The sequence below is a fragment of the Pedobacter fastidiosus genome, assembly GCF_014306625.1.
Taxonomy (GTDB): Bacteria; Bacteroidota; Bacteroidia; order Sphingobacteriales; family Sphingobacteriaceae; genus Pedobacter; species Pedobacter fastidiosus.
Window position 1 is genome coordinate 1 of record NZ_JACRYL010000025.1, and the last position, 15,437, is coordinate 15,437.

Here is a 15,437-nt window from a genome sequence, read left to right on the forward strand (position 1 = left end):
CGAATGAGTTCATTGAAACCTTAAATTTAACGCCCGATTCTCTAGTTTTAAATGGCTAGTTTTTGGGGAGGGGCTCAATAGTGTCTTTTTTCTATTTTTAATCGGACCAATTTCGGGGAAGCACACAATGAACGCCCAAAGGCCCAAAAAACATTCATCTATGCTGTAAACTTCAACATCAGGTGTAAACCTGGCCAGATTGGTCATTACCCTGGCACTGATATCTCCATAAAGCGTATAATGGCTGCTAAATACCTCTACGTTATGCTTTTTGATTTCCTCCCTGATTTTAAAAAAGGGTGCACCCATAGCAATGCCACAGGCCTTTGCTTCGTTGCTTCTTGCAATTACGCATCCGTCGTTATTACTGAGCACGACGACCGGAACGCCGTTGTATTTGGGTTCAAAAAGGCGGTGACAACTTGCGTAAAAATTATTACAATTGGACAGTGCGAACATGCTGCAGCGAATGAGGTAAACAGGTCCAGGTAACCGCACCAAAAACAGTGATGTTTCGCCTGGTAATATTCATACAGGCATCCATGCTATCATTGATACATAGAAATGTGTTATTTCCCTGTATGATGAGTTTCCGGGTGAGCCATTCATTATCTACGCAGCAAACGATTAACCTTCCGGATGCCACCTGAACAGACTTATCGACGATAATAATGCTACCTTTCATAATTCCGAAATATTGCATCTCATCATCAGCCTCAAAATAAAAAGTATTGGTCGGGTCTGTAACGATGCGCTGGGCGATATGAAGTCTGCGCTGTTTATAATCCTCAGCTGGTGAAATAAAACCAGATACCTTGCCTGGATTATCCAGTGTTTCCAGCACTTCATTCTTTGCTATCTCTAATTCTCTAATCATATCTCAAAACTTACCGAAACAAAATTACTAAAATTATTAGTAATTTATTAACAAGTTATCAACAGTAAAAACTTCATGAATGTTCCATTTGAAAACAAATAAACAAAATCATGTTTATCAAAAATAGACCGTTTTTTGATAAAAGTTTTTGCTAATTATTATTAGATTCAAGGCATTAAATTTAAGATGTTAATTGCAAATGACAGCTCGGCAATTTATTCTATTGTGCAACCCATTGTATATCTCTAACGTCTTCATTATATGAACAGATTCCTTCTAATAGTACTCATTTTTTTTCCATGCATTATAAGAGCGCAAAGTCATTCGCCAGTGATCGTTGATAGTGTTAAGGCCTACTTAGATAAAAGCATGAATATTATTGAGGCCAATGCATTAAATAGTAAAAATGTTAATTGGAAAATATTACGGGAGAACGTTTACGACAAGGCTTCGGGAGCAAAGCGTTATGAAGACATTTTAGCCATATATCCTTATATTTTTGAGCAAATTGATGATCATCATGGCAGCTTGAAATATAAAAACAAAACGTACAGCTGGAACAAAACTGATGGAGCAAAAGTCAACAACACAATAAAGGTAGCTACTAAAAGGTATTCATCTGTTCGTTCTGAAAAGATTGGAAAAAAAATTGGGTACATTTTGATCCCTGGAAACAATGATTTTAGAGGTCAACGTATGGATAGCATTAGCAGAGAGATCAAAACTGCTATTGCCAAAATTAATGACATGAATATCAAGGGATGGATCATTGATCTAAGAATTAATACTGGTGGAAATATGTATCCAATGATTGCCGGTTTAACCGAATTTCTTGGCGAAGGCAGAGTAGGCGGGTTTATTACCCCTAGTCATCAGCCTGATGGTGATTGGATAATAAAAAATGGAACCTTTTATGTAGACTCAGTGAAAGTGTCACCTGTAAAGTATGAGGGACATCCCATTAAAAAGGACGCTCCTATCGCAATTTTAATTAGTGGTAATACAGCAAGTTCAGGAGAGATGACAGCGATAACTACGATTGGTAGGAATAAATCAATTCTAATTGGCGAGCCAACTGGAGGTTATACTACGACTAATTTAGGATTTAAATTAAATGAATACTCGGGTCTCAATTTGGCTGTTGATTATGCCTCTGATAGAAATGGCAAGGTTTATCCTAAAAATATTAATCCAGATATCTTAGTCTCAAATGGTGATAATTTTGAATTCCTTAAAAAGGATGAAAAAGTAAAAAAGGCTATCTCTTGGTTAAGAAAGAATAAGTAAAGTTCTTTTTATATATCAAAATTCCCTCGTTTAATGATAATCTAAATTGGCAAATCTAAAAGAGAACCCAACGGCATAAAAACCTATTTGATGTTTTCATAATTATCATAAACCCATTTCATTAATCAAAATCAATTTTAGGTTTTTGATGATGAGTTTTTGATAATGAACAATGACCATTTTTAGGTTAAAAATTAGTGGCAGGGTTTGTATAGTCAATGGATAAACCGGATCCCATTGACCCCATCTCACCAAAAACACCAAACCTATATCTTATTAATTCCTAGATAATTGAAGTAATCACTAAGTTGGCGAGATGGGATCAAACATTTTGGTTCGTCCATATATAACTGGCAAACATTCTATATTTGTTGATGAAAACCCTGAACACAACACCGCTCTTTTCACCATTCTCAATAAAATCACCTATAGAGATCATATCCAGATACAATGCCCCCACTGTTCGTCCCTACCACCATTTCCTTAAGCATCCTGACATCTGGCAATACTATAAGCTAGTGGTATGGCTTGCAAATCAATCTTCATATAAGAGTTTAATTTTCCGGTTACGTTAAGGCTTAACATCAATAAAAAGAAATAAACTGCTGTTGCATATAAAGAAGCGACTAACCTTCGAATTTGAGAGAGGGTCGGTGCAGTAAAGTATCTTAAATATTTCCTCTTACCATCCATTTGGCACTAAAGAAATGCATCAATATTCATTAAGGGTAATGATGGTACGGACTGCCTCAATATCTATTAGCTCCACAGAGAGAGGAATCTTCGTAAAACCTAGTAAATAAGAAACTTTCGTACGATGTCTCCCATCTAAAAATGTCAACTTTCCTCGAGGATCATCTCTTAAGCTTAATGTTGGAGGATCCAAGTGTATACTATTTTCCCAACTGTACAAGATGCGAGCCACCCTGTAATTATTAGTTAAGTCATTTGTAAACAACTGATTTACCTCAACTTCATAAAACGAAGAATTGCTGATAAGTTCCGCAGTGTCGACTTTGATTATTGCATATGCTCCACAGCTAAGTAATTGGCGTCTATTCCAGAGCTTACCTGAGTCATCACCGAAAGCCCAACTCGCTCTTATGTTCTTAAGCTCATCAAATGCTCTATTTCTATAAAGTTTAATTAATGATGACTCGTGCCTATCTGGATAAACCACAATCGATTGACCCCGTTGCACCAATTTTAGATTATTTGTATGTTAAATAGTAAGGTGTTATGAAATCAATATTTTTGGCGAGAAGGGGTCACTTGGCAATGGTTTTTCCGATTTGCATTAAATCATTTAACTAGCCTGCTATTATGAATTTGGGGTAGATTGGATTTTCGATGTCTCAAAAATTATAAGTGATTAATTCAGGAGGACGTAGTTTTAAGGGGAAATAATTAATGCTAAATTAACATTTTGACAACCATATTCACTTAAATTTGTGCTATAAATATTTGATTAGTATTTAATTAGGTTAGTTAATACAGGAAAGCCCTCGATGGATATCTGGGGCTTTCTACATGAAATGTTTTTTTTAGAATCAATAAGTAAGGTAGCTTTCCTCAAAGCTTCCATCTGAATATAAATCAACAATACCGTATCCTGGAGGCGTCTCCCTCAATGCTATTAACTTAAGCTATTTATATGTCTGCTGCAGTCTGTTTTTTCTTTTTTTAAATGTTATTCTGGCAAAGCTTCTATCTGGTTTTATTGGGATTTTAGAAGATGCTATTAGTTTAATCAGAGGTTGAATTATATCTTCGGGGTTCACTGTATTTAGTATTTGAATAATTACTTTTCTAACAAACCTGAAAGCATTTTGCCAATTGTATTTGTATTTCAATCTTGTTTTTTTGTCCTTGTCTATTTCCTGCTGTGCCTGTATGCCAAATAGAGCAATCAGATTTATCATAAAAATATGTGCTTCAAATTCCTGGAATATGCCATCAGGTTTTCTAGAGCCAAACTGCTCTAGTTTCATCTTTGGTTTTAGTTTTTTAAAGCCTTCTTCTACTGGCCATCTTAGCCCATAAAGGGCTTTGATGTTCACTTGGCAAACATCCTTGATATCCGATAAGGAAGATACAAGTACTTCGATCTCTCCCGTTCTTAATTCGATTTTGGTAACCCTGGCCATAATTTTTTTAGTATCTAGTCCATACTTTATGCAGGAGCCTATTTCTTTTAGACTGGGATCCCACTCAGTTATAAGGTCATTTGAAATTTCCTGAATTATCCGTTTTGCGAAACAGGACTGAGCACTGCTTATCCGGATACAGAAATCCTGGTTTAAAATGCAGAGTTTTTTAAAAATGTGAAAATATCCGAATCCCCGGTCTAAAATAACTATGGATTTACTGGAAGGCAGTTCTCCAAGGCATGAATTAAAAAGTGTTTTTTCGGTATGCTCCATCTTCGATATTCTTTTTGATAGAATTGCCCCACTAAAAACATCATAGAACATAAAGATCTGTGCCATGCAACTCTTAATACTACCACCTTTTTCCGAATAGATTCCAAAAAAATCTTTCATCTGACTGGAGGGTGGCAGCCCAACAGTAGATCCATCACCTGCGATTAATTGATACCCTCTCCAAAGTTGTGAGGGATGCTGTTTGTGATAATCCGACACTATTTTGTTCAGATCTTTAAAAAAGGAAAGGGATATTTTATATCGAGCCTTGGAAAAAGCTGCACCTGTTACCACTTTTGATGATAAATCAGGCAAAATTGTGGAAATATTATACTCTACCGATTCTTTAAACAAATTTAATATGGTAGAGGCAACTACTGGAAAGCTTAAACATCGCTTACGCGTAAAAAAGATCGGCTCTTTAAGATATTGAGAAAAACTATTTGGATCCTGAATGAAATCAAATGTTTTTTTTAGGAGCCACTTTATGTTGCTCCCCTATTTGGTTTCTAGAAATTATACTCATCTTAATATTGCTGTTTTAATACTTAAATATAGTCATAATAATTTGATTTACAAATACTTAATCCACTAAGTTAATAGCATTGGCGTCTCCCTCGGCTGCCCTTCCCACCATGCCCCAGAAACTGCACCATTGCAGAGATAAGGGATTTTATTGTAAACCACCTTATCCCGCATGTGTAAATGACCACTCAAACAGAGTTTTACATTAGGATATTTGTAAAAAAGATTAATAATTTTAGCGGTATCGGTATGCATATCTCCGCCGAGCATTGTCCATTTGTTTACAATATTATCTTCAATCATTAACAAAGCAGTAAGAATTGGAATGTGAGACATTGCTAATATAGGTGTATCTTCATGCGTAGATGCCAGTTCCCGTTCCAACCATTCAAACTGTGCATCACCTAGTTTTCCGATATACCAACCCTTATCAATATCCAGATGAACGCTGTCCAAAATTAAAAACTTCCATCCTGCCTGTACAAAGCTATAGTATGGTTTGGCCAGACCCAACTGATCCATTGAATACTTCTTTCCATAAAAAACGTCTCTTTGACTATCTTCCGCCCACCAAATATCATGGTTTCCCAGGCAATAACGAATTGGAATATCGGATTCATTCTTCATAGTATCGTTAACCAAACGCCATTGACTATTAATGGTTTTGATATTTTCTTTATTCATATCAAATACCACGTCTCCCCCATTAAGGATGAGATCTACCTTTTGCGACTGAGACTGAAGATGGTGCAGGCATTTAATGAATTTGCCGGGTGCTCCAAACTCATTTTTAAGGTGTACATCTGTAATGTGCGCAATCCTGAGTACGGGCTTTTTTGAAGGTGATGTTTCCTCAATACCCAATGATGGGAGGAGTAAAAGTCCGCCTAAATTTTTTAATGCTAATCGTCTTTCCATTCTGTTCTAATTCTTCAGGCAAAGCTAAGCGGGTAATATTTTCTTAATATTAAATCCTTAAAAAATAGCATTATAATTATTGCTGCAAAATTACTAGCATTTCGTTTCTCTGAATAGCAGAAAAATGAAACGTTTGTCCGGGACCATAAATCAATACTCAATCAACCTATTTATCTTACCAGACTGTACTGTTTTTGATTATCAACGAGCTATCATCAATCGCTCTTTTAGATGTTACCAAACAAAATGAACCTATTATAGTCATGATTTTATTGGATTTAATTACCCCAGTCACCCTTTGATATTGATAAAAGGGTCCGGTGTAAGGAACATCAGATATTTTAACTGGCTTTGCATTAAAAAATAGCAAGTATTAAACTATTCAAAAAAATACCGAATACCTATTTGCAAACTATAAGTCGAATTGAGGCTAATATCATTCCTGAAAGTTTGGGAAACTGGCGCTCCCCCAATACTGCTTATATTAAATTTTGGTTTTACATCTCCACCGGAAGAGACTTTATCAAGATTAACAGGAACTAAAATAGCAGAGCTATTTACCAATTTCCTTAAACCCCAATTGTGGTTTAGCAGATTTCCTGCATTAATGATATCAACTCCAATTTCAATGCTGTGACTGGTATTATTAGTACCGACTTTAACCTGAGTGGCAACTCTCAGGTCCAGCTGATGTCTCCATGGGAAAAGTGCACCATTTCTTTCTGCATAATTTCCTTTCCTAGTTCGAAGATATTTATCCTGATTAATGTATGCAAAAAACAGACCGCTTTGTTGTTCAGCGCTGTAGGTAGTTATTCTACCGTTTTGAGTAAGTGTTAAAGGCTCAAAACTTATTTCTGTTGCATCTTTAGGTACATATATCAAAGACCGATTAGTTCCGTCTCCAACTAAATCCCTTCCATAAGTATAAGAAAATCTCCCTTCTGAACTTCCCTGGTAAACTATGCCTAAATTAAGCCCAACTCTTTTTGTGAGTTTTAAAGGATAAGTAAGGGTAAAAACAATTCTATCGGGAACCACATAACCAGCATAACTAAGTTCTGGGCTATTTATTCCGTTAACTGAAGGAGTAGCATTAAGGGCTGAAAGTGTTTGGTCGCCATCACCATCATTATAACTTTTAGCAAAAGCTTTTACGTAAAAAAACGACAAACTTAGCTCATTTCTAAATTTCTTACTAACTGCTGCTAATGCCGAAAAATAATATCCTCCGGATGCATTTGAAATTGAGACCACATTAAGTGCACTATTTCCTTTACTATCGGGCAGCCCTGAAGCATTGAGTGGGTTAATAAATTTATCTGTGTTTTTTTGAGGATATACAAGCCTTTGATCAGGATAACCTGATAGGTTTAGATGTGCAGGCTGAACAAGATTTAAGTCCTGGAAAAGAATACTTCTAATGTCCCGATTGTAAAACGTTTCCAACGTTGCTTTAAACCCGCCAGGTAATTGCGTATCAAAACCGATACCTGACTTCCAGCTTTGAGGCATTTTAAAATCATCCGAAAGTACGCTAACTACCGATGGCAAAACATCTTTTGTATTAATATTAATCTGATCTCCATATGCGGGATTAAAAGCAAAGGGTGTATTTGTTTGTCCTTGCCATGTCTGGCTTATCTGTTTTACTCCAGAATACCTGGCCTGACTAATTACCCATACAAAAGGGATACGACCAGTAAATATTCCGCTGCCGATTCTCAGCGATAGTGAGTGATTATCAAAAAAATCATATTTAAAGGACAATCTGGGCGCTAATAGCAATGCAGATGTGGGTAATTTTGAGGTGCTTATTTGTTTGCCACCATTGAAAACAAGTTTAGAAATTGCTAAATTTTCGGGAATTGATTTCGGAAAAACGGATAGGTCACCTCTTAGTCCGGCAGTAAGTGATGCTTTGGAACCGAGCACTACAGCATGTTGCATGAAAAGCGCAATGTTCAGATAGTTAAAACTATAAGCGGGTAAAGGTTCGGATTTTTCAGTTGGATAAGTGATTGCGTAGTCTATGGGTTTCTTTGATGATACAAAATCATCCCAGGAAGAAAAAGTATAGTAACCAGAGCCAAAGGGCATGTAACTATTTTCTGTATTGATATAATCAGTCTGAAAACCAAATTCCCAGCTATTTTTTCCTGGTTTCCAATGAACAATATCTGTTATCGAAAACAGATCTACTTTTCTTTTATTGTTATAAGAAAAGGGCTCGTAACCAAATGAGGTAAATGGGATTCCATCTTTTAATATATCAACAAAAGGAAACGGTTCACTATTTGCATTACGCTTTTCAAATTGTCCAGTGTAAGAAGTCCGCAGCATATTGCTAAGGGATGCTGACAATCTGCTATCCCACTCTACTGAAAGGGAATAAAAATCAGATCGGGTTTCAAAATTCGTATTGGAAAATGGCAAGGCATTGATGCCCCTTCTCCCTGAACTGGCAGCAAAAGGAACAAGCGGGCTTCTCGACCCATTGAGTAGTTCAGGCTTGTTACTATTAAGCTTATTATAGCGAAAACTCACCGTATTATTTTTTGCAATATTCCAATCGGCACGAATTAAAAACTTATAGTTTTTATTTATGAAATCATAATCCTGATATGAACCTGCCTGATAACCATAAGTTCGAAATAGATAATCACTTATGTTATCCAGTTCTGCCGATGTAGGCCTAGCAATATTAGGACGGCTGCCATAAGGCTGTAAATCTGTAGCGGCCTTAAATACCTGAGGCTGATAAACCTCTCGCTCCTGTTCATAGCTTATAAAATAGAAAAGCTTATTTTTTAATATTGGTCCGCCTATTCTAAACCCATTCAAAGAGTAATTGAACGCATGTTTATCTAACTTTTGTGAACCTATTGAATACCCTTGAGTATTCTGATTACGAAAAAAGGAATATGCAGAGGCCTCGGTGTGATTACTACCCGAACGACTTACAATATTGATTGCCCCTCCAATAAAACCTGATTCCCAGATAGAACTGTAAGGCGCAGGATTAACCGATATCTCTGAGATTGCGTCTAAGGCAATGGGTTGTGCACCATTCCCAGGAAGATTATCTCCAACACCGAAATTATTGTTGAATTCCGATCCATCTATTGTGAGAAAGTTCTGGCGGTAATTACCACCGGCAATAGCTGCTCCAAAGCTTAAAGGGCTAAGCCGTGTAAAATCAGCAATACCTCTTTTTATCGTTGGCAACATGCTTATTTGATCCTTTGCAATATTTAATAAGCCAGTTGTAGATATCGCTTTAAGTACATTACTCTTTCTGGGAATTGCAACCAATAGGTCATTTAATACCGTAACCTCTTCCTTCAGGATAATGTCAATTACCCTGTCTTCATCGATTTTCAGAAAAAAATCAGCTAAACGATAGGGCTTGAAGCCAACCGATTTGATTTCTAGCAGGTAAGGGCCACCTGATCTGATGTCAGCCATCAGGTAGCCACCTGCTATATTACTTGCACATCCGTAAACGGTATTGGTAGGCACATGCGTGAGGGTTATAGATACACCTATAACCGCACTACCAGATTCATCTTTAAGCCTTCCAGACAAAATTGTCCTTGTGGTCTGCGCAAGGCAACCAATAGAAAGAAATACCAAAAAGAATAACAGTAGCCTCATTTGTTAAAACATGAACAGCTACACCATTCCGCCCATTAAGGGATCTGTTTTACCAATACTGCCGGTTTCAACCCGCCCTGCAAAGCGTTCAATATATTGATCTTTCGCTTTAACACTAACACTCAAATCATACCAGTTATAACTCTTGGTCAAATCAATTAATTGAGTCAATTTGGTTTGGCCAGCAATCTTAATCACCTTGTTTCCGGATTTATAGGCTAAATCCTTAACCAATACCTCGATTGTCTTTATGCCTGTATTGTTCATTGTTAGTATAAGGTTACCCGTCATGTTACCAGCTTTCTGCTCATAGGAACATAATACGGTTAATTCAGGATTCTGTCTATCGCCGACAAACTCCCTAAAAAATCCATTGGGACCATGAACTTTCAAATGATAACGACCGCCGGAAAAGTCTGCAAGTGTAAATTCATCCCTCAGCTCATCTCCAGCTTTTACAGTGTAATCCCAAACTTTTAAAGCTTCTCCTTTAAATGGGTTTTCTCCATATACGGTAAAAGCCGAACCAGCAGCTTTTTTACCAAAAGTAGTATTAGCAGCACCGAGTTGAAGTTCAAATTTATCGCCCTTTAACATGCCATTGACATAAAGTTCATAGGGCAAGGCACAGGCTGCCCTGATTCCTTTTTCCTGTTGGGGAAAATACGGCGAAGTACGGTGATCGGTATTGATGTCGTTAATTTCTTTCTGACTTAATTTCCTATAGTTATCAGGGAGTTCCTTAAACTTAGCAGAATAAATTGTCTGCATAAATGGCTTTTTCTCCATTAATGCAGGTTGTTTAATCTTTTCTCCGTTATATGGTCTGAATACAGAGGTTAAATCTCCGCAAATCGTTCGTCTCCAGGGGCTGATATTTTCCTCTACAACCTTTTTATTGTATTTTTTTTCTATGAAATTCTCCAAAAACTGTAAAGAAGAGGTATGGTCAAATACTTCTGAACATACATAACCGCCACGTGTCCATGGTGAAACTATAACCATCGGAACACGATATCCAAGGCCAATCTGGCTTTCACGTATATTACTATCTTTTGTAGATGGATTGGTCTGTTGATCTTTAGCAGCGTAGTCCATTAAGGTATCTATCCCATCTGAAACTTTTCCGGCATTTTCCCTAAAAGGGTGTGGTGGAACAAAAGGCGGAACATGGTCAAAATATCCATCGTTTTCGTCATAAGTCATGATGAATATTGTCTTTTTCCACTGTTCGGGATTTTTAGTAAGTATATCCATTACTTCACTCACAAACCATGAACCAAACCAGGGTACTCCGGGATGATCAGAAAAATTGGCCGGGGTCATCAGCCAGGAAACTGTGGGTAGCGTACCTGCATCTACATCACTGCGAAACTGATGAAGAATATCTCCTTTAGGAATATTAAGCTCCCGCTCTACCCCATTTTCATCATATTGTAAAGCACTTAGCTTATGAAAATCAGGATCATTTGAATTTATGCCGAATGCTTTTGCATTAAGGTTTTTCGCCTGATTGGATAAAGCTGCATGGTTTTCCATGGTGTAAAGCTTCATTTCCTCTTCAGTTTTCACTAGCAGCTTCTTTATCGCTTCTACTTTTGTACGTTCCTGTTCAGTTAGTTCTTGTTTAGCAGAATCTGCAATCTGCTTTAATAACATTTCCTTCTTTTCCCTCAGATTATCTATCGCACCAGGATGTAAACGAACGTTGTACTGCTCAAAATATTCCATAACGTTTGTACCAAAATTACTCAGCCACGAGCTTTCTTCACCATTTAAACCGAAGCCCATAGTGAGTTCGTTCTGATAAATTTTCCAAGAAACACCATGTTCCTCTAAACGCTCCGGATAAGTTTTCCAATTTAGTGTTGGCTTATCATAGTTGTTATTGTTCCATAAATGCGCTACACCTTCAGGTTTGTTACTTTCCCTTACCGTTCCACTCATCCAGTAAAAACGGTTAGGATGTGTTCCTGCAATAACGGAGCAAAAATTCTGGTCACAAACCGTAAATGCATCTGCCAGGGAATAGTAGAAGGGGAAATCTTCCCGCTTACAGTAACCTATCGTTAAAGGCATATGGGCATAAGTGGCCTTATATGGCTTTTTTACATCAAGCCATTTGTCGTATTTACCACCATTTCTTGCATCGCTCTGATCGGTCCAGTTGTGCGGAGTAGAACCCATCCATGCAATTTTAGTCTCTTTAATGTTCAGGTGCCATGGCGCATAGGTTTCACCATCCTTATTTGACTGTAACCAGACCTTATTTTTATTTGCAAGGGTTATTGCTCTTGGATCATTAAAACCTCTCACACCTTGCATCATACCAAAAGCATGATCAAAAGATCGGTTTTCCTGCATTAGAAAAACGATATGTTCTGCATCATAAAAGGTACTGCCCAAAGCTGGGTCTATAGCAAGTGCCTTTTGTATTGCCGGGGGCAATATACCGGTTAAGGCAGCAGCTCCTGATAGGAGCGCTGCCTTTTTTATAAAATCTCTACGGTTATCCATTATATTTTTTTTCATTTTAAAAGGAATATCTTGCGCCAAGTTGTATTTGGTATGGGGTACCAGCTGCCTGGGTTACCCCCACATTCTCATTTACACGGTATTCATATTGTTGTTTTGCCTGGTCAAACCTTGTTACTAAAAGCAATGTTTGATTACCTAGATTATAGTTTACTCCCCACTTCTTATTGAGTAAGTTGGCAAAATTGAAGGCATCAAAACTCAAGGTTAGCTTCTGATTTTTATAGGTTTTAATATCTTTTTGCAGTCTGATATCAAAGGTTCCTGCAAATGGATTTATTCCTCCGTTACGATCAGCAATTTTGCCCAAACTTTTAAGAATGTATTCTTTAGCTCTATTATCTGGGTTTGCCAAAACTTTCTCCATCGAGGCTTTATTTGCAGCACTTGTCGTAGGGCTATTAGGGTCGAATACGAATGCAAGGTCATTATCATCGCCAGGACCTCCAACAAAGTCACCATTTAGGTCGGCATCTACCGTCATTGAATAACGGGTGCCACCAATTCCCCTAAAGGTTGCACCCAAAGAGAAACCTTTCCATGTTGGTGTAGTGCCATAAACTACAAGCTTGGTACGATACTGGTTATCTGAATAATACGCAGCTGTTAAATCCCTTGGATCCGATTTCACAGGTCTGAAGGTTGATGTATTGGCTACGTTTCCATTGTAAGAAGAGTTATCCTTAGCATCATTTAAAGTATAACTCACGTTCATGTAACCGTCTTTAAGGTAACGGAAACTTGCATCAAGAATCAAAGCTTTCTGCTTTAGTTCCGCTCCATTGGTCAACATTAGTACGCGGCCTACTTCATTGGTTTTTCTACCAAGAACATTATTTGTAATACCTGATGCAGTGATTGAGGCAGCAGGAACGAAAACACCACGATTCTCCTCATTGGCTAAGGTGAAGTATGGTTTATCAACAAGATTTCTATCTAAATAAACGTAATTGTTTTTGGTGTATGAATACAATAAGTTTATGCCTAATCTTAAACGGTCACCAATAATTTTGTTGTAACTCAAATTCCCTTTAAAAATTGAAGGCATTTTGAGGTTAGGATCATTTAAGTTGATTGTTGAGACATAAGGAACGCCAGATATGATGCCCGGTGCAGAAGACGGGTCTCTGCGATAAGCCGGAAAATCAGGTACCGGAACCAGACTCGTACCTGATGCTGGTCTGGAAACATCTATTGAAGCAACTTTAGTCCCACTGTTCTGTATGTTATTAACCTGCGCATAGTTAACCGGATAAGCAGAGAAAAGCCCTCCACCTAAGCGTATGATATCTTTTTTCTCTCCGTTTATATCCCAGGTTAATTGAAGACGCGGTTGAATTTTACCTGCATCGGTAATTTTGCCATCTGTTCTAAGACCTAAGGTACGTTCAACAACCGGATTATAATCTGCCTGCGTTAAAAAACTGGTTACATCATAACGCAAACCAAACATTGCATTGATGTTTTTACTTAGGTCAAACTCTACCTGTCCAAATAGAGATGCATTTAGAATATACTGCTGCACAGAAGGTGTACCATTGATTGGTGCTTCCCTTGCATATCTCGAAGCATTCAGGTTGTTAAAATCCGTTAAGCTGTTAAAGATAAATCTACCATTCTGTTCGCTTGATATGTACGTATCCATATAAGTTAAGGTATTATCAGTACCGAAAGTGAACTTATATTTATCTATTGTCAGGTAAGAGGTGTTAATTAATTGCAACTGGTTTTCCAGATTATTTTCAGGATAGAAGCGTTGCCCACCCAGTTGCACGGTTCTGCTTCCCAAAGTTCCGTTTGGTAAGGTCGATCTTACCGTTACAATTGCCCTGGGGATATTAGCTGCGGGCAATTCGCTATTGGGTACATAGTTACGGGTGGCAGATTGGTACTGAAGTTTAAATTCGTTAAGAAAAGTTGGACTAAACTGTGAACGTAAGGCAACAAGAGTCGTATTTTCCCTTGATTTAAAATCGCCCCAAACCTCAAAAAGGTTAATGTTTGAGTTATCGCTATTACTTATCGGATTTAACCAATCGCTGTAATTGTTACGGATGGTTAACCGGTGCTTATCATTAATCTGCCAGTCTATCCGGGCAAAGAAGGTATTGGCAAGCGTTTTACGTTTGAATTCACCTGTCTGTGGTCCGCTTCCTAATCCATATTTAGCCCGTCCGATATTTACAACACTATCCAGAGCACCTTTGCTTATGCCAAGCGAAACCTCATCATCTTTACTTTGAATGTCTGCAATGAAGAAAGGCATCGTTTCATCCTGACGGTCAAGGGCTGTGAAGAAGTGCAGTTTATCTTTGATAATGGCTCCGCCCAAACTAAAACCATACTGGTTTGTGGTAAACTTTTGTGTGCGTTTATTTCCACGGATATCGTATGGACTGGCCAGAAAATCAGACCTATAATAATCAAACACCGAACCGGTTAGGGTATTTGTTCCGGATTTGGTTACCGCACTCACTGTACCTCCACCCTCTCTGCCCCGGCTAACATCATATACATTCGTTGCAACCTCAAATTCACGGATAGCTTCGAGTGATAATGAATAAGGACCGCTGCCAATAGCACCTGAAGTTAGGTTATTTCTGGCACTCGCCCCATCAATTACATAATTGGTAGAAGAGGCACGCTGACCGCTTATATTGGTTCCGTTGGTGGTTGGAGCCAAAGCCGAAAGGTTGTTAAAATTCCTGTTCTGCGTAGGTAACTGCTGAATACTTTGGGCGGTTATCGCAGTACTAGAACCCAGTCTATCAATACGCTTAGTTAGTGAATTTGCATTTACTACGACATCGTCCAATTGGGCATTCGATTCCTGCATACGGAAGTTAGCCACGATATTATCTCCCTGGTTCAATGAAAGATCCGATTTAATCTGTTTTGGATACCCAACATAAGTTACCGTTACGGTATAGGGCTTGCCAAGAGGCAACTGAATAAGGTTATATAGTCCATCTTTGTTGGTAGAAACTACTGCTCTAAATCCAGTAGACTCATTACGAACCACTACTGATGCTCCGGGAATGGCAGTTCCTTTCTCATCAACAACCTTTCCCGATATGGATGCGTCGGTTGATTGGGCGAATGTTTGGAAACTCACACTCGTGAGTAAAAGAAGAGTAAATACATTTAGTATAGTTAAAAGCGAAAGATTTATTCGCTTTTTTTTAAAAAACTGGTAATAATGTTGCATATTTAAT

At 37.9% G+C, this 15,437-nt stretch carries 8 protein-coding genes; 1 reads left to right on the forward strand and 7 read right to left on the reverse strand.

Annotation, left to right across the window (positions count from 1 at the left end; translation table 11 throughout):
- Positions 1-9 precede the first annotated feature (9 nt).
- Both H7U22_RS23505 and H7U22_RS19965 read right to left on the reverse strand, forming a co-directional pair.
- Positions 10-459: a Y-family DNA polymerase gene (locus H7U22_RS23505; protein ID WP_187073108.1), complete on the reverse strand. Its 450-nt coding sequence runs from the start codon at positions 457-459 to the stop codon at positions 10-12.
- Positions 437-877, reverse strand: coding sequence for a LexA family protein (locus H7U22_RS19965; RefSeq protein ID WP_187073109.1), 441 nt, complete (start codon positions 875-877; stop codon positions 437-439). The genes H7U22_RS23505 and H7U22_RS19965 overlap by 23 nt, the downstream gene beginning before the upstream one ends.
- Positions 878-1,246: 369 nt before the next feature.
- On the opposite strand from H7U22_RS19965, the gene H7U22_RS19970 reads away from it, so the two are divergent.
- Positions 1,247-2,164, forward strand: coding sequence for a S41 family peptidase (locus H7U22_RS19970; RefSeq protein ID WP_187073110.1), 918 nt, complete (start codon positions 1,247-1,249; stop codon positions 2,162-2,164).
- A 1,646-nt stretch (positions 2,165-3,810) separates the two neighbouring features.
- Here H7U22_RS19970 and H7U22_RS19975 read toward each other — a convergent pair.
- From H7U22_RS19975 to H7U22_RS19995, 5 genes are all read right to left on the reverse strand, one after another.
- Positions 3,811-5,076: an IS4 family transposase gene (locus H7U22_RS19975; RefSeq protein ID WP_187073153.1), complete on the reverse strand. Its 1,266-nt coding sequence runs from the start codon at positions 5,074-5,076 to the stop codon at positions 3,811-3,813.
- Positions 5,077-5,178: 102 nt separating this feature from the next.
- Entirely contained in the window at positions 5,179-6,030 is an 852-nt protein-coding gene (locus tag H7U22_RS19980) for a metallophosphoesterase family protein (protein ID WP_187073111.1), read from the reverse strand.
- 378 nt (positions 6,031-6,408) lie between these two features.
- Positions 6,409-9,687 (reverse strand): TonB-dependent receptor, encoded by a 3,279-nt coding sequence (locus tag H7U22_RS19985; RefSeq protein ID WP_187073112.1) that lies wholly within the window; start codon positions 9,685-9,687, stop codon positions 6,409-6,411.
- A gap of 18 nt (positions 9,688-9,705) precedes the next feature.
- Positions 9,706-12,219: a phosphocholine-specific phospholipase C gene (locus H7U22_RS19990; RefSeq protein WP_248284816.1), complete on the reverse strand. Its 2,514-nt coding sequence runs from the start codon at positions 12,217-12,219 to the stop codon at positions 9,706-9,708.
- Between the two features lies 1 nt (position 12,220).
- On the reverse strand, positions 12,221-15,430 hold the full coding sequence (locus tag H7U22_RS19995; RefSeq protein WP_187073113.1) for a TonB-dependent receptor: 3,210 nt from the start codon (positions 15,428-15,430) through the stop codon (positions 12,221-12,223).
- Between the last annotated feature and the right edge of the window lie 7 nt (positions 15,431-15,437).

Bases quoted from the DNA above. Each gene is read 5' to 3' on its own strand.
- H7U22_RS19990 (WP_248284816.1), bottom strand. From the start codon at position 12,219: ATGAAAAAAAATATAATGGATAACCGTAGAGATTTTATAAAAAAGGCA.
- H7U22_RS19995 (WP_187073113.1), bottom strand. From the start codon at position 15,430: ATGCAACATTATTACCAGTTTTTTAAAAAAAAGCGAATAAATCTTTCG.
- H7U22_RS19985 (WP_187073112.1), bottom strand. From the start codon at position 9,687: ATGAGGCTACTGTTATTCTTTTTGGTATTTCTTTCTATTGGTTGCCTT.
- H7U22_RS19980 (WP_187073111.1), bottom strand. From the start codon at position 6,030: ATGGAAAGACGATTAGCATTAAAAAATTTAGGCGGACTTTTACTCCTC.
- H7U22_RS19965 (WP_187073109.1), bottom strand. From the start codon at position 877: ATGATTAGAGAATTAGAGATAGCAAAGAATGAAGTGCTGGAAACACTG.
- H7U22_RS19970 (WP_187073110.1), top strand. From the start codon at position 1,247: ATGAATATTATTGAGGCCAATGCATTAAATAGTAAAAATGTTAATTGG.
- H7U22_RS23505 (WP_187073108.1), bottom strand. From the start codon at position 459: ATGTTCGCACTGTCCAATTGTAATAATTTTTACGCAAGTTGTCACCGC.